Annotated in this window: 12 protein-coding genes; 3 read left to right on the plus strand and 9 right to left on the minus strand. The window is 59.1% G+C overall.

Annotated elements, in window-relative coordinates; translation table 11 throughout:
* Nucleotides 1–23 precede the first annotated feature (23 nt).
* The 4 genes from D0Y96_RS08040 to dnaK all read right to left on the minus strand — a co-directional run bounded on the left by D0Y96_RS08040 (nucleotide 24) and on the right by dnaK (nucleotide 4,380).
* A complete protein-coding gene (locus D0Y96_RS08040) occupies nucleotides 24–1,250 on the minus strand; it encodes a DnaJ C-terminal domain-containing protein (protein ID WP_117298870.1) in 1,227 nt (408 codons plus the stop codon).
* Nucleotides 1,251–1,283: 33 nt separating this feature from the next.
* A complete protein-coding gene (locus tag D0Y96_RS08045; protein WP_117298871.1) occupies nucleotides 1,284–2,078 on the minus strand; it encodes an Fpg/Nei family DNA glycosylase in 795 nt (264 codons plus the stop codon).
* A gap of 21 nt (nucleotides 2,079–2,099) precedes the next feature.
* Complete coding sequence (locus D0Y96_RS08050) at nucleotides 2,100–2,270, minus strand: hypothetical protein (protein ID WP_199480216.1); 171 nt, start codon at nucleotides 2,268–2,270, stop codon at nucleotides 2,100–2,102.
* A gap of 187 nt (nucleotides 2,271–2,457) precedes the next feature.
* On the minus strand, nucleotides 2,458–4,380 hold the full coding sequence (gene dnaK, locus D0Y96_RS08055) for a molecular chaperone DnaK (protein WP_117298872.1): 1,923 nt from the start codon (nucleotides 4,378–4,380) through the stop codon (nucleotides 2,458–2,460).
* Between the two features lie 316 nt (nucleotides 4,381–4,696).
* Between dnaK and D0Y96_RS08060 the strand changes: the two genes are divergently transcribed.
* Nucleotides 4,697–6,268, plus strand: a complete 1,572-nt coding sequence (locus D0Y96_RS08060) for a DHA2 family efflux MFS transporter permease subunit (RefSeq protein ID WP_117298873.1) — start codon at nucleotides 4,697–4,699, stop codon at nucleotides 6,266–6,268.
* Nucleotides 6,269–6,291: 23 nt separating this feature from the next.
* Here the strand turns inward: D0Y96_RS08060 and D0Y96_RS08065 are convergent, their stop codons facing one another.
* Nucleotides 6,292–6,972, minus strand: coding sequence for a flavin reductase family protein (locus D0Y96_RS08065; RefSeq protein ID WP_117298874.1), 681 nt, complete (start codon nucleotides 6,970–6,972; stop codon nucleotides 6,292–6,294).
* A 176-nt stretch (nucleotides 6,973–7,148) separates the two neighbouring features.
* Here D0Y96_RS08065 and D0Y96_RS08070 point away from each other — a divergent pair, with 176 nt between their 5' ends.
* On the plus strand, nucleotides 7,149–8,675 hold the full coding sequence (locus D0Y96_RS08070; RefSeq protein ID WP_158562311.1) for a methyltransferase regulatory domain-containing protein: 1,527 nt from the start codon (nucleotides 7,149–7,151) through the stop codon (nucleotides 8,673–8,675).
* A 5-nt stretch (nucleotides 8,676–8,680) separates the two neighbouring features.
* Here the strand turns inward: D0Y96_RS08070 and D0Y96_RS08075 are convergent, their stop codons facing one another.
* Genes D0Y96_RS08075 through D0Y96_RS08085 form a run of 3 tightly spaced genes read right to left on the minus strand, consistent with a single transcriptional unit; the run spans nucleotide 8,681 to nucleotide 11,686 of the window.
* Complete coding sequence (locus D0Y96_RS08075; protein WP_117298876.1) at nucleotides 8,681–9,337, minus strand: carbonic anhydrase; 657 nt, start codon at nucleotides 9,335–9,337, stop codon at nucleotides 8,681–8,683.
* A gap of 50 nt (nucleotides 9,338–9,387) precedes the next feature.
* The gene (locus D0Y96_RS08080; RefSeq protein WP_117298877.1) at nucleotides 9,388–10,707 is read right to left on the minus strand and encodes an isoaspartyl peptidase/L-asparaginase; all 1,320 of its coding nucleotides are present in this window, start codon (nucleotides 10,705–10,707) and stop codon (nucleotides 9,388–9,390) included.
* Nucleotides 10,708–10,747: 40 nt separating this feature from the next.
* Nucleotides 10,748–11,686, minus strand: coding sequence for a M28 family peptidase (locus D0Y96_RS08085; RefSeq protein WP_117298878.1), 939 nt, complete (start codon nucleotides 11,684–11,686; stop codon nucleotides 10,748–10,750).
* A gap of 176 nt (nucleotides 11,687–11,862) precedes the next feature.
* Here D0Y96_RS08085 and D0Y96_RS08090 point away from each other — a divergent pair, with 176 nt between their 5' ends.
* Nucleotides 11,863–13,203, plus strand: a complete 1,341-nt coding sequence (locus D0Y96_RS08090) for a serine hydrolase domain-containing protein (protein ID WP_350449006.1) — start codon at nucleotides 11,863–11,865, stop codon at nucleotides 13,201–13,203.
* Between the two features lie 66 nt (nucleotides 13,204–13,269).
* On the opposite strand, the gene D0Y96_RS08095 is transcribed toward D0Y96_RS08090, so the two are convergent.
* Nucleotides 13,270–15,255 carry an ArnT family glycosyltransferase gene (locus D0Y96_RS08095; protein WP_117298880.1) on the minus strand — a complete coding sequence of 662 codons (1,986 nt, stop codon included), beginning with the start codon at nucleotides 15,253–15,255 and terminating at the stop codon, nucleotides 13,270–13,272.
* Nucleotides 15,256–15,315: the final 60 nt, after the last annotated feature.

Here is a 15,315-nt window from a genome sequence, read left to right on the forward strand (position 1 = left end):
GCTCCCACAATTCATAAGAGACTTTACACCTTTGCCCACATGGACTCGCGGGGATCGTCAGGATTGAGTTTGGCGAATTCGCGGAGAATCTCCTTGGATCGCTCGTCGCGCACCTGCGGCACCGTGATTTCGACGGTGACAATCTGATCGCCACGTGCGCCCTCGCGTGTTGCCGAGGCAACGCCGCGCTCCCGCATGCGCAGTTTCTGGCCGCTCTGCGTGCCGGGCGGAATCCTGAGCTGCGTGCGTCCATCGATGGTAGGAACTTCAATCTTTGCGCCCAGAGCAGCTTCAGCCACGGTAACCGGCACAATAATCCGAATGTCGTCACCTTCGCGGGAGAAGACCGGATGCGAGCCGGTACGGATAATGAGGTAGAGATCACCAGCCGGGCCGCTGTTCGTGCCGGCATTGCCGCGGCCGGCAAGACGGATACGCTGGCCGTCGCGCGTGCCGGCCTTGACGCGAAATTCGATGGTCTCGGTACGGTGCAGCGTGCCCTGGCCGTAACAGGTGGGGCAGGCATTCTGCACCTTGCCCGTGCCACCGCAGCGCGGGCACTGAATGTTGAACTTCATACGGCCGCCCATCTGCGTGACGGTTCCGGAGCCGTGGCATTCAGGGCAGGTCTGCGCGCCGCCGGTAGAGGTTTTGCCTTTGCAGGTAGGGCACAGCTCCTGGCGCTGAATCTGCAGACGGGCAGTACCTCCGCGAATAGCGGTCCAGAAATCAACGGTGGCCTGGTACTCGAGATCAGTGCCAGGCTGCGGGCCGGTCTGCTGGGGTGCGCCGCCCTGATTGAAGATGCCGGAAAAGATGTCCTTGAAGCCGCCCCACCCGGCGGTACCGGCGCTGCCAGCGCTGCCGGTCTGCTGGCGCTGTGTTCCGGCACCGGTGGCGAAGTCGGAGAAGTCGAATCCGCCAAAGTCAAACGGAACTTCCTGGCGGGAGGATGTGCCGCCGGTTCCGGGCGTGTATCCGGAGCGGGCAGCAGCCTCGGCAGCGGCTGGATCGATCTGATCGGAGTAAAAGCCGAACTGATCGTAAACCTTGCGTTTCTTCTCGTCGCTGAGGATGTCGTTGGCTTCGGAAATTTCCTTGAACTTCTCTTCGGCCTTTTTATCGCCGGGGTTTACATCGGGATGATACTTGCGCGCGAGCTTGCGGAAGGCTTTGCGAATCTCATCCGCGGTCGCCGTCTTTTTGATGCCAAGCGTGGCGTAATAATCTTTGTGCTGCGTTTGCGCCATGTGTTTCTGCTCTCTTGTTCCTGCTGAGCGGGTTTAGTCTTTCTGGCACTCCGGGCACCAGTACACGGTGCGTCCACCCATATCGGCCTTCTTTATTGTTGCACCGCAGACGAAGCATGGCTTGCCGGCCCGGCGGTAAGCGTAGTGTACTTCGTGGTCCTCAGCGGGCCCGCGTTTATGCGGGCGATGCTTCGACCGGGTAGTCACGATGCGGCGATCGACCATCGCCTCGCGCATCAGAGTCTTCGCTTCTTTCCAGATGCCGCGCAGGGCTGTTGTTTCCGTCTGACCGCCAGGGCGCCAGGGATTGATCTTTGCGCGGAATAAAAGCTCCGCCCGAAAGATATTACCGATGCCGCCGAAGATGGACTGATCCATAAGCAAAAGGCCGACAGGGGCAGTCCGTTCTTTGATCCACGCGAAGGCCGGCTCCGGATCGGAGCCAGGCCGCAGAGGATCGGGGCCAATGCGGGCCATGAGCTTCTGCCACTTCTTTTCGTCGAAGAGTGAACAGTCCATAGCGCCGCGCAGCTCCATCCAGTCGCGAGTGGTCCACATGCGCAGCCGAAGCGCGCCCTTTTCTTCCGGCATGGGCATCCGGCCATCCCGGAAATCGCCATACATGCCGAGATGGATGTGCAGGATCAGATCGCGTCCGAAGAAATAACCAAGGTGCTTGCCATACGCTTCGACAGCCTGCAGCTTTCTGCCGTACAGAAGGGCTGCATCGGGGAAGGCGCCGTTGGGCGAATCCACCTGCACGCGTTTGCCCGCAAAGGCGGCTGCATGACGGTCGGCGAAGCGGTGGATTTCATTTCCCTCAGGCATTCGTTTAGTTCCGGATCAGCCTTAATTCCAGACCATTCGGGCCTCGACGGGCTCCATACGCCAGAAGAGGTCGGGCTCCATTTTCTGCATCTGCGCGACGAAGCGCTCGGCTTCCTCACGGGTGTTGAACATCACTTTGTTGGTGACCGCGCCAGCCCGTAACTGCTCGCATTTCCATAATGTGTCGGTCATCTGATTTCCTCTGACTGCCTTTCCGAAACTGATTTCTTCTGCCTGGGGTACGCAAAAAACTGCCGTTCCGGTTCTGCCTTCGTTTACATCCTGCTGAAAACCGGGGCGCTCCTTTCGGAACGCCCCATACCAAATACCAGACTCAGTGAGCGGGCCCGCCTCGGATCTTCCGGGTGCAGGCACCGCCTTACTTCTTATCTTCGACGTCGACGTACTCCGCGTCGATAACACCTTCGTCCTTCTTCTGATCCCCCGCTCCGGCGGCGGCCTGCGCGCCGTCGGTCGGAGCAGGACCTCCCGGCGTCGCGTTGGCCTTGTACATCGCCTCGGCGAGTTTATGCGAGGCAGCGGTCAGTTTCTCCCGTGCCGCATTCAGCTCGGCCGCCGGTGGCTGGCCTTCGAGGGTTTTCTTTGCCTCGGCCAGCGCAGCTTCCACATCGCTTCTGTCGCTGCCGGAGACCTTGTCGCCGTTCTCCTTCAGCATCTTCTCGATGTTATAGACGAGGTTGTCGAGACCATTGCGCGCTTCGATCTCGTCGCGTTTCGCCTTGTCCTCGGCGGAGTGGGCTTCAGCTTCCTTCGCCATACGCTCCACTTCGTCCTTGCTGAGGCCCGAAGATGAGGTAATCGTCACCTTCTGATCTTTGCTCGTGGCATTGTCCTTCGCGGTTACGTTGAGGATGCCGTTGGCGTCGATGTCAAAAGTGACCTCGATCTGCGGCACGCCGCGCGGAGCCGGAGGGATGCCGCTCAGCTTGAACTTGGCCAGAGTGCGATTCTGCGCCGCCATAGGCCGTTCGCCCTGGAGGACATGCACTTCGACCTCGGTCTGACTATCGGCCGCCGTCGAGAAGGTCTCTGTCTTCTTCGTCGGGATGGTCGTGTTGCGCGGAATCATCGGCGTAGCCACTCCACCCAGCGTTTCGATGGCCAGGGTCAGCGGCGTCACATCGAGCAGCAGCAGATCCTTCACCTCACCTGCAAGCACGCCGGCCTGCACTGCGGCGCCGATGGCGACAACCTCGTCGGGGTTCACACCCTTGTGAGGCTCCCTGCCGAAGAGATCACGGACGATCTGCTGGATACGCGGCATACGCGTCTGCCCACCGACCAGCACAACCTCATCGATTTTGCTGGCGTCGATACCGGCATCGGCCAAAGCCTTCTTTGAAGGCTCGATCGACCGCTGCAGGATGTCTTCAACCAGCTGCTCCAGCTTCGCGCGGGACATTTTCTTGACCAAATGCTTCGGACCGCTGGCATCGGCGGTGATGAATGGAAGATTGATCTCCGTTTCCAGCGCGGTCGAAAGCTCGATCTTGGCACGCTCGGCCGAATCCTTGAGCCTCTGCAGGGCCATTTCATTGCCCTTCGAGCCGAGGTCGAGGCCCTCATCCTTTTTGAACTCATCGATCAGCCAGTCGACGATGCGCTGGTCGATGTTGTCGCCGCCGAGGTGAGTGTCGCCGTTGGTCGATTTAACCTCAATGACACCCTCGCCGACTTCGAGGATGGAAATATCGAATGTGCCGCCGCCGAAGTCGTACACGGCGATGGTTTCGTCCTTCTTCTTGTCGAGACCATAGGCAAGCGCGGCCGCGGTCGGCTCGTTGACGATGCGCTTGACTTCAAGACCTGCGATTTTGCCGGCGTCCTTGGTCGCCTGACGCTGTGCGTCATTGAAGTAAGCCGGGACGGTAATCACGGCTTCGGTAACGTTGGCGCCAAGGTAGTCTTCCGCTGCTTTCTTCAGTTTCTGAAGAATGAGCGCGGAGATCTCGGGCGGAGTATAGTCCCTGCCCTGAGCCTCAACGACCACATGGTCGCCCTGCTGCTTCACCTTATAAGGCACCATCTTCATTTCATCGTTTACTTCGTTATAACGACGGCCCATGAACCGCTTGATCGAGTAGATCGTGTTCTGGGGGTTGGTGATGGCCTGGCGTTTTGCCACCTGGCCGACGAGGCGCTCACCGCTTTTGGTGAATCCAACGACGGAAGGGGTGGTGCGGCCACCTTCCTCATTGGGAATCACTTTGGGCTCGCCGCCCTCCATGACGGCGACGACCGAGTTGGTCGTGCCGAGATCGATTCCAATAATCTTTGCCATTGCTGTCCCTGCTCCTGAATAAGTCCCTGCGGGCTATTCTCCGTACCCAGCTTCGCACTTGAGTGACTTATTGTCAATGTATCTGATGCGAGAAAGTAATGGAAGGATGCAGTAATGCTAAGTGTCATTAAATCTGCGAGATGAAGGTCTATAGGCAGCAATTTTTCAGATTCGGCCGCGAGGGCTGCATCCGTCAGCCAGGTTTGCGTATCCAACAGACAGAACAGGGCTTGATAGAAGTTTTGGGGTCGATTCGACTCCCGTCCATCGTTTAGATTCATAGACCGGCAGATTCCAAAGATTTATTCAGAGGCAGATGGCAGCCGAGAGCGACCAGCAGGCGCAAAACTTTGGCGTAAACCCCTGGCTCATCGCGGTTTCCGTGATGCTGGCGACGTTTATGGAGGTGCTGGACACCGCCATTGCATCGGTCGCGCTGCCCTATATCGCAGGGTCGCTCTCCGCTTCAAACGATGAGGCAACATGGGTTCTGACCAGCTATCTGGTGGCGAATGCGGTCATTTTGCCGGCCAGCAACTGGTTTTCGCTTCGTTTTGGCCGCAAGCGGTTCCTGATCACCTGCGTGATCATCTTCACGATCGCCTCATTTTTCTGTGGAGCGGCGCCCACGCTGGCCTTCATTCTGATTGCGCGCATTATCCAGGGCGCCGGAGGCGGAGCGCTGCAGCCGCTGTCTCAGGCGATCCTGCTGGAGAGCTTTCCGCCGGCGAAGCGCGGAGCGGCAATGGCGCTGTTCGCCTTCGGGGTGGTGGTGGCCCCGATTCTGGGGCCGACGCTGGGCGGCTGGCTGACGGATACCTATAGCTGGCGCTATGCCTTCTACATCAATATTCCGGTAGGCGCGCTGGCGGTGTATATGATCAGCCGCTTTGTACACGATCCGCCCTATGTGAAGAACGCGAAGGTCGGCGCCTTCGACAACCTGGGCTTCGGGCTGCTGGCAGTGTGGACGGGCTGCCTGCAGATAGTGCTGGACAAGGGGCAGGAAGACGACTGGTTCGGAGCGGTGTGGATTCGCTGGGCTGTCCTGATTCTGGTGATCGCGTTTGTCTGGTTTATCGTTCACTCCTGGCGCAGCAAAAGGCCGCTGGTCGATCTGCGAACCCTGAAGAACTGGAATTTCGCGATTGGATGCGCGCTGATCATGATGTTCGGCGTGTGTATCTACTCGATGATCACGATCCTGCCGCTGTTTTACCAGGAACTGCTGGGATACACCGCCTTTGCCGCGGGCATTGTGGTCGCGCCGCGTGGTATCGGGGCGATTCTCGGAATGCCGATCATCGGCTATCTGACCAATCGCCTGGATGCGCGTTATCTGCTGACGTTTGGCTTTATTGTCTTCGGATTTACTTCGCTGATCTTTGGCGACGTGAACCTGGGTATCAGCCCGACGACGCTGTTGTGGCCGATTATCATCACTGGGTTTGGGCTGAGCTTTGTTTTTGTGCCCATCACGACGCAGTGTTACAGCACGCTGCGGAATGAGCAGATCGGCAATGCCAGCGGCATCTTCAATCTGCTGCGCAATGTCGGCGGATCGATCGGCATTTCGGTAGCGCAGACGCTGCTGATACGACGATCGGCCATGCACCAGACGCAGATTGCGGGGCTGGCGACGCGATCGCAGTACTGGTTCGAGGAGCGGCTGGCACAGATCTCTGCCTATCTGAGCCATCACACGGCTTCTCCCAATGCAGGCGGAGCGGCGGCAGGACAGTTGTATGAGCAGCTTGGGCGGCAAGCGCTGCTGTGGGCGTATGTTGATATTTTTCGGTGGACGTCGCTGCTGGCATTTGCCTGCGTCATCCTGGTATGGTTCTTCAAAAAAGCACGTCCGGGCCGGGGACCGGCAGGAGCGCACTGAGGAGCAGTGCGTCCGCCGGCCTGTCATTGCGCGGTGACTTCTTCAGCGACGGAGGGGTTGGGGCGCGCCGCTCTGTACATTGATTCGGGGATCTTCGCGAGAGTGGAATCGTGCAGTCGCGGTCCGAGACCATAAAAGTGCTGGAAGCTCATGATAAGCGGCCGCCACTTATCGGGATCAATCCGGTTGGTCTCGCCATCGAGCAGCAGGTTGTCGTCGATGTGGACGCGCTCGATGCGAACCTCAAGCCCAAGGAGACGTCCTTTCATCGGCTCTTCGTCTTCCGCCAGCGGATGGATATGGGTAAGCCTGGCCTCAAGCTGTACAGGACATTCAAGGACACGCGGCGGGTTGACCAGCTCTGACGGCTGCTGCGTAAGGCCGGAGACACCGAACTTGTCGCGCTCGTGACGATAACCCATTTTGATTTTGTGCTCGGGCACGGGGTCGGAGCCAGTGAGACGCGCCAGGCGGTTGACCTGCGCCACAATCTCAGCCGAGGGCAGGTTGAGGACGCATTCGCCGGTGCGGATAAGGTTCTGCGGCGTCTTTGAGCGTGCTCCCAGGCCGAGGAGACAGCGCCATCCAAGCCACCAGGCCGAAGACATGGGAGCAAGGTTCGGCGAGCCGTCCTCGTTCAGTGTGCTGATCAGCACGACGGGTGTGCCGAAGTAAAGAATTGCGGGTTCGATTGTCCGATGCATAGTCCTCTTCCTGATCGCCTGGGATATCGCCGGAGTGATTCCGTGCTGTTTTCACGATGAGGGAGAGGGCCGGTACCGCACTATCCGGAGCTTGCGGCCAAATTTGTAAAGTCGGATCACTGGAATTCTTTTCGGCCTTACCGGCTACACTGTGTGGGCACCGGAGGCAGGAAAGAATGGCCGGCAATACCAATGCTCCGAAAACTTCTTATGACACGGTGGAATATCCGGGCTTTTCTTATCCCGATACGCATCCCGACCGGCTGGCGGTGATGGCCGCCCTGCATGGGCTGCAGCCTGCGCCGGTAGCGACGTGCCGGGTACTGGAGATCGGATGCAGCGAGGGCGCAAATCTGATTCCGATGGCGTACGAGCTGCCCGCAGCGGAGTTTACCGGCTTCGATCTGGCAGGGCTGCCCATTGCCCGCGGGCAGCAGCGTATCGGCGAGCTCGGTCTGACCAACATTCGGCTCTTCCAGGGAGACCTGATGGAGGCAGAAACCGCGCCTGAAAGCGGCGGCCTTGGCGAATATGACTACATCATTGTTCACGGCGTGTATGCCTGGGTCCCCGAGCCGGTCCGCGACCGTCTGCTGGCACTATGCAGCGCGCATCTGGCCAGGAATGGGGTAGCGTTCGTGAGCTACAACGCACTGCCGGGAAGCCACATGCGGAATATGATCCGCGAAGCAATCGTGTGGCGTGCGGAGCATGCGGCCGGGAACGCGATGGGACCGGAAGAGCAGGCGGCAGCGGGACTGGACCTGCTGGGCCTGCTGATACGGACGAGACCCGAAGAGGACCCATATCGGAGACTGACGGAAGAACAGCTCACAAAACTGCGAAAGCGCAGTCCGAAGGTGCTGTTTCACGATGAGCTCAGTCCGGTCTATGCGCCGGTGTCCGTGGCAGCGTTTGTGCAGCATGCGCGCCGGCATGGTCTGGAGTATCTGAGCGAATCGGTGCTGCCGGTGCCGAATGATCCCTCTTTTCGGCCTGAGCTGATGGAGGCATTGCGGGAGATTGCCGGAGACGATACGGTCGCTCTGGAGCAGATGCTGGATTTTGCGCGGATGCGGATGTATCGCGAGACGCTTCTGGTCCATGCAGAGCAGCCAGTGCAGCGAGATCTCGCTGGTGATGTTTTACGCGAAATGCGATTTGCATCGCAGGCGACGCCGGCAGCGGGGGAGCGTGAAGGCGTGTGTGCCTACAATCTGCCGGGTGGCCTGAAGGTGGGCTGTGATCAGGCTCCGGCCATTGGCGTGATGGAGCGGCTGATGACGGCCTGGCCGCGCACGCTGGGATATGAGGAGATGCGGCAAACCGCGGCTGAAGACGGGCTGCGATCAGAAGCCCATGTACAGCGGTTGCTGCAGCAGATGGCGATCGCGCGGATGATTGAGCTGCATGTTTATGAGCCCGCAGTAGCGGATGTGGTTTCGGAAAAGCCGAAAGCGACGGCGGTGAGCCGTCAGGAGGCGCGGGTTCATCCACATGCAGCAAACCTGTGGCATGGAACGGTGCAGCTGGATGATATGAGAGTGCGCGGTCTGCTGCAGATGCTGGATGGCACGCGAGACCACGGAGAATTGCTGGCGCAGTTATGCGTGGAGTTTCCGGAGATGGGCGACGAGGAGCTGAAGCTGGGCCTGGAAGCGAATCTGACGCGCCTTCTGCGCGCTGCGCTGCTCGAGTCCTGATCCGATCAGCTGCGGGGAGCCAGTATGGCCTCTTCCGGCAGGACGAACTCTTCGAGGGGCACGAAACGGCGGGCTTTCTGATCCCACGCCTCGATTGTGCCGGTGAGAATGTCGTAGTACCAGCCGTGAACCTGAATCGTTCCATACGTCAGGCCGCGGGCAATCTCAGGATGGGTCTTCAGATTTTCCATCTGGGCGATGACATTGGCATGGATGAGCGCGGTGTGCAGCGCTTTGGGATCGTCTCTGGAGACGCCAGGATCGAGATAGTTCCAGGCGCTTTCAATGTAGCGAAGCCATTTTTCCGTCAGCGGTAACCGCTGAAGGGAATCACGATTGAGCGCTGCTTTCGCTGCTCCGCAGTCAGAATGGCCGCAGACGATGACGTGCCTTACCTTCAGCACCTCCACGGCATATTCAATGGTGGAGGAGACGCCTCCTGGCAGCTCACCGGCCGGCGGAACGACATTCCCCACGACACGGCAAATGAAGAGATCTCCGGGCTCCGTCTGCAGAATCAGATCGGGCACAATGCGGGAGTCAGCGCAGGTGATAAAAAGCACTTCCGGCGACTGAATCTCCGAAAGAAGATGGAAGTGGTCTTTCCGCGGTTCAAACGCTTCGCGGCGGAACTTTGCGTAGCCCTCAAGCAGTCGCTTCATGTTCTTCCAGTGTACTCAGAACAGAGGCCAGTATTTATTGACACTGCATTTCAGAATGGCGGCCATTCTTCCGGCGAGCCTTCGAGGAGAGCAACGTGCTTTTCGATGCGATAAGTACCGTCATGGACGGCGAAGACGCGGGGTTTGCCGGTGGGACTGGTGTTCCAGAGAGAGACTCCGGCGTAAGCTCCATCTTTGCGCACGATGTAGTACTCCATATCGAGCAGCCGGATTTTCCGCATGTCGCCGTTGTAGTTGCGGACGATGCGGCGAAGCGCTTCGAGGCCGGCATCGCGGGGACTGAGACCATGGCGCATAAGCTCGACGATGGTGTGTGCGCCAACGACCTTGATGTTCTCTTCTCCTGAGCCGGTGGCGCCGGCGGAGCCTACATCCTGATCGGTCCATGAACCTGCGCCGAGAATGGGAGAGTCGCCGAGACGTCCAGGCAGCTTCCAGGCAAGGCCGGAAGTGGTGGTAGCGCCGGATATTTCTCCTTTGGGATTCACCGCCGAGACATGGATGGTTCCGGTGGTGGGCCACAGAACCTGTTCTGCAGCGAAGAGGCGATCTTCGGATGGAATGCCAAGATCGGCAGCCATACGTGTGAGGCGTTCCATTTCGGCGCGAATTATGCCAGCCCATTCGGGGGTAGGGTGTCGTGGAATGGCACCCCATCGGACCGGCTCGGCTGGGCTTACAGGCATGGGTGAGGGTTGCAGTCTGGAGATGCCATGCAGATCAATCGTTGGTTTCGGAGCTGGTTTGCCGGCATAGGGATCTTTCCAGTCAGAGCTGGTCAGACCGGGCCCCCACCAATCCATCTGCGAATGATTCTCCTTCCAGAGCATCCAGATTTTGCGAGCATCATCGGTGAGCAGGTCTTCGCGTTTGAAACCGAGATCGACGCCGAAGCGCTCGGCACCCTCGGCGGCCAGCATGACGTGGCTGGTGTGCTCGTAAACTTTGCGGGCAAGGAGGCAGACATTTCGGATGTTGCGCACACCGCCGACGGAGCCCGCATTTCTGGAGGGTCCGTGCATGCAGCAGGAGTCGAGTTCAACGACGCCTTCCTCATTGGGTAGTCCGCCGAGACCGACACTGTGATCCTTCGGATCATTTTCGCGGCCGAGGCAGACGTGATGGACGGCGTCAAGTGTGTCGGCTCCATCGAGCAGCATCTGATAGGCCTCCTGCACAGACTGATCGCCGGTAGTGCGCGTAACGATGACCGGCTGCCTGGGAGGGCGGAGCTGTTTGACACTTTCGGCGATGGCGGCTTCGCTTCCGGTCTGTGCCGGAGCGGCTTCAGCAGCGAGGCCGGCGGCGGTAAGTGCTCCCAGGGAGAGAAAGTCGCGGCGTGTGGTCATGCTGATCTCTCTTTCAGGACTTTTGGAAAGACTGAGTGTATCAGTGAGGAGACATGGAGGCCGATGGGTGGACTGGAGAACCGTTGCGTGCGGACCTGAGCCAATTTGACTCAGTTTCGTCGAGATGGCTGGCAAAATTGTCGAGCTCGATCAGAAAGGCGCAGAGCAGACGGTAGGAACGGTAGTAGGCATTGGGGTCGATAGCTGAAGGTATGTCCTGCGATGAGCCGGGCAGGCGGTACTGATTTATGGAGACGGAGTGGATCAGAATGGCAGGAATACTGACCGAGCGAAAGGACTCGGTGTCGTCCGTGCGCAGCCACAGAGTGGGATCAACGGGCTGAGGCAGTTTTTTCTGAGTACCATCGACTTCGGCGGCGAGGCCAAGCACCTCCTGCAGATGAAGGGTCGCAAGTTGCGGAGATGGGCTGATAAAAGACGGGCTGAAATAGCTGGTATCGCCGAGCCCGAGCGCATTCAGATCGATCATGGACTGGATGGAGCGCTGCTGTTGCTTTGTACGGGAGTGCATCCAGGCAGAGGCTCCCTGAGAATTCCAGGCTTCCACAAAGACGAAGGTATGGTCGCGCTGCTGAGCCTGAAGGGCCTCAAAGAGAAATGGAAGAAGCATGGCTCCGCTCCAGTCATCGACAACACTTTGTCCATGACCCTCAAGCTGATAATGAGCCGCGATGACGATAGTGTCGGGTGTGGTGCCAGGCAGAGTACAGATAAGGTTTTTGCCCTTAGCCTGGTGCCTGCCATGAACGATCTGCTCTTCCATGTGCCCGCCGCGGCAGCCAAGAGTGATGAAGGACTCCTGCAGGTGGGTGAAGCGTGCCGCATCGGTCTGCGGGACGGCGTGGACCTGCCCTTCAAGCTCGCTTCTGGGTACGGAAAAGTAAATGAGACCATGCTGCGCCGCGCCGGGTGAGGCTGTCGCGAAAAGCAGTGTGAGCGCTCTGAACAGGGGAAACATGAAGGAATGCCCCGGCGGCAAGCATACCACTCTGCCTGCTCTTCGGCCTGTATGAACTGATACCCTTTTGAGTTCGGAGATACGTGATGCGCCGTTTCGGAATTTTCCTGCTCAGCTGTTCTTTCGGGGTGCTGCCGCTTCCCCTTTATGCCTCGAGTACACCCGCAGGTCTGGCGGTGGATACGATCCCGCCGGAGCTGAAGCTGAAGATCGATACTGCGGCGGGTCAGATTCTGTCGGATACAGGAGTGCCGAGTGCATCGATCGCAATCGTCGAGCACGGCAGCATCGTTTATACGCATGGTTACGGCAAAGCGCGTCTTGATCCTCCGGAGATCGCCGCGCCGAAGATGCGGTACTCGATCGGATCGATTTCGAAGCAGTTCACGGCAGCGGCAATTCTGATGCTGGAGCAACAGGGAAAGCTGTCGATTGACGATCCGGTGTCGAAGTATCTGCCGGATCTGACGCGGGCGAATGAGGTAACGATCCGCATGTTGCTTTCACACACCTCGGGCTATCAGGACTATTACGCAGAGGACTATACGATGCCGCCGATGCGGGTAGCGACGACAGCGCAGCACATTCTCGATGTATGGGGAAAGAAGCCGCTGGATTTCGATCCAGGCACAAAGTGGCAATATTCGAATACCAATTACGTGATTGCCGGGCAGATCGTGGAGAAGGTAAGCGGAATGCCGCTGATGAAGTTTCTGCGGGCGCATGTTTTCAGGCCGCTGGATATGAAAGCCGTGTGGAATTCCGACGTGGAGAAGCTGGGCGATACGGATGCGCAGGGATATGTGCGGTACGCTCTGGGACCGCTGCGTCCGGCTGTGGGCGAAGGCAAGGGCTGGATGTTTGCTGCCGGTGAGCTCGCGATGCCGGCCTACGACCTGGCGCAATGGGACATCAGCATGATGGATCGCTCGCTGCTCGCGACGAAGTCCTATGACGAGATGGCCGATGCGGTGAAGCTGAAGGACGGCAGCGATACGCACTATGGGTTGGGCGTGTTTGTGCGAGAGCTCAGTGGCCATCCTTATTACGAGCATTCCGGCGAGGTGTCGGGCTTTGTCTCCGAGAATGAAGTCTTTCCGCAGGACAAAATCGCGATTGCTGTACTGACGAATCAGGATGCATCTCCGGCAGCGGAGCGCATTGCGCGGCAACTGGGACCGATCCTGCTGGGCGTCGAGGAAGCGCCGGCGAACAAGGCGGAAGAGCAGGCGCTCACGGTCTTTAAGGGTTTTCAGCAGGGAAGAATCGACCGCTCATTGTTTACAGAGAACTGCAATGCATACTTCAGCCAGCAGGCGGTAGATGACTTCCACAGCAGTCTGGCGCCGCTGGGTACGCCGTCAGGTCTGAAGCAGGTGGGTGAGGATGAACGTGGCGGCATGACTTTCCGCATCTATCGCGTGGAGTTTCCGCACAGCAGCCAGCGGCTGACGATTACGACCTACACGATGCCGGATGGAAAGCTGGAACAGTACCTTGTGATGCCGGCGGATTAAGTGTGCGGCGATGTCTGCGAGTCCACTGCCACGGAATTAGCAATCCCAGTTGTCCACTGACTGTGCTTAATTGAGCGGACGGTCGGTGTAGAGCGTTTTATCAGAGACTTCCTGCAGCTCATGGAGCCGGCTGCCGAGCAGGCTTTTCACATGATCGTGAAAATCTGCAGGCACAAAGAGGAATTTGCGTTCGCCGGTTCCCCAGGTGGATTCGAGATCGGCATCATCGAGAAAGATGTGCGGCGCATCCGGGTAATCCGAACCCCAGATCATCGATGTTGTACGGCCATTGACGAGCAGTGCCTGGCGCCGCGTGTAAAAGATGATCGAAGAACCGTTCGCCTGATCGCCATAAAGGATAACCTGCGCATTTTGCTGCCCGGGCTCGGCTGTGATGTGGTTGATGGTGTCGGCCATGGCGCGCGAGGAGAGCATGGGCTGGAATCGGGCGAAGGCCAGATGCGCGGCGACGAGAAAAACGGCGGCGGTGAAGGCGACGGTTACGGTGGATTCAAAAGAATGACCACGGCGGCGGAGTCTCCATGCCACGAGCGGCCCGAGGAAGAGCGCGATGGCAGCAAGCGCAGCGGGCAGGCGCAGTGCGGCAAAGGAGGGTCCGGTGAGATCGAAGAAGTGCGATGTGGAGAGCGAGTAGTTGCCGACGGCGCGATGAGCGAGCAGCGTCCCGATGTCATGGACATAAGGGAGATGGCGCGAGGTCCAGAGTCCATAGGCAAGAGCAGCGGCTGAGACGATGCCGATGAAGGCGAAGAAGGCCTGGGCCCCGGTGAGCCAGCGGCTGGAGCCGGTCACGCGGCCAGGCGCGCTTTCCGGGGCTTCTTCTATTGCAGAGAGCGAGCCTGCGGTGAGCAGCAGAATCGCGAACCAGGCCGGCCAGGTGTAGTACTCCTGATTAGTGGAGATGGCGAAGAAGATGAGGATAAAGCCGGCATAGAGCAGCAGCAGCAGGCTGGTGCGGGCGCGGAAGCGCAGCCGCGCCGCCATGGTAGAGGCTTCCCAGGCGGAGAGCTTTGGATCGAGATACTGGATCGTGTTGGTCGAGTCGTAGCGCAGATCCGAGGCAAAGATGCGGCGGTTTCGCCACGCGCGGCGGATGGCTACCGGCAGAAAAAGGCTCCAGGGAAAGAGCCAGACCAGCTGGCCGAGCCAGAAGGCAAACCACGGCTGCTTGTTGTAGTCGTGTGGATAGCGTTTGCCCAGAAAGCGCAGGAAATGCTCGTTGACGAAGTAGAAATAGAAGAAGCCGTGCACGTGGCCTGGCGTCGGCACATTGCCGACGGGATTGCCGTGGTCGGGATTACGAAGACCTGCGAGGATATGCCAGGGAGCTCCTATAGCGAGGAAGAGCAGCAGGCCGGTAAAGAGGCGGAACTCGCGCCAGCGGCGCCAGTCACCGGTAATGGCAAGATAGGGGACGATCGCAGCGACGAAGAAAACAGGCGCAATAAGTCCTTTGGCCAGCAGCGCGATGGCAAGCGAGCCATAGGCAAGATAGAAACGGGCAGGCTTGCGGTCTTCGATGCCGGTAAAGAAACAGTACAAAGCAAGAGCAAGGAAAAAGGTCAGCAGCGATTCGGGGATGAAGAAGCGCGTATAGAGAAAGATGCCAAGAGAAGTAAGGATGGCAAGCGCGGCGTAGAAGGCAGCGCGGTCTCCCCAGGCGCGGCGTGCCCAGAACCAGGCGAGGATGGCGCAGGCCAGTACGGCAAGGCTCATGGGCAGATGCGTGGCGAAGACATTGAAGCCGAAGAGGTGATAATCGACTGCGGCCATCCAGTAGGGGAGCGGAGGCTTTTCAAGATAACGGATGCCGTTGACATAGAGAGTCACCCAGTCGCCAGTGAGGGCGATGTGCTGCGCTGCCTGGGCGTGGGTGGCGTCGGCATCATCGAGCAGCGCCGGTGTGAAGAGCGCGGCGAAGTGGACGGCGAGGAAAACGAGCAGAAGCAAAGTCCAGGCGCGCACCGGCGATGAGAGCAGCGGCGGGCGCGTGGTGGTATCAGGCCGGGGCGAAAGATCAGAATCCGTCATTTGGCGTGAGGGAAGCACAAAGTTCAGAATAACAGTTGGTCCCGGCGGCACGCTGTTTCG

The sequence above is a fragment of the Paracidobacterium acidisoli genome (genome assembly GCF_003428625.2).
Taxonomy (GTDB): Bacteria; Acidobacteriota; Terriglobia; order Terriglobales; family Acidobacteriaceae; genus Paracidobacterium; species Paracidobacterium acidisoli.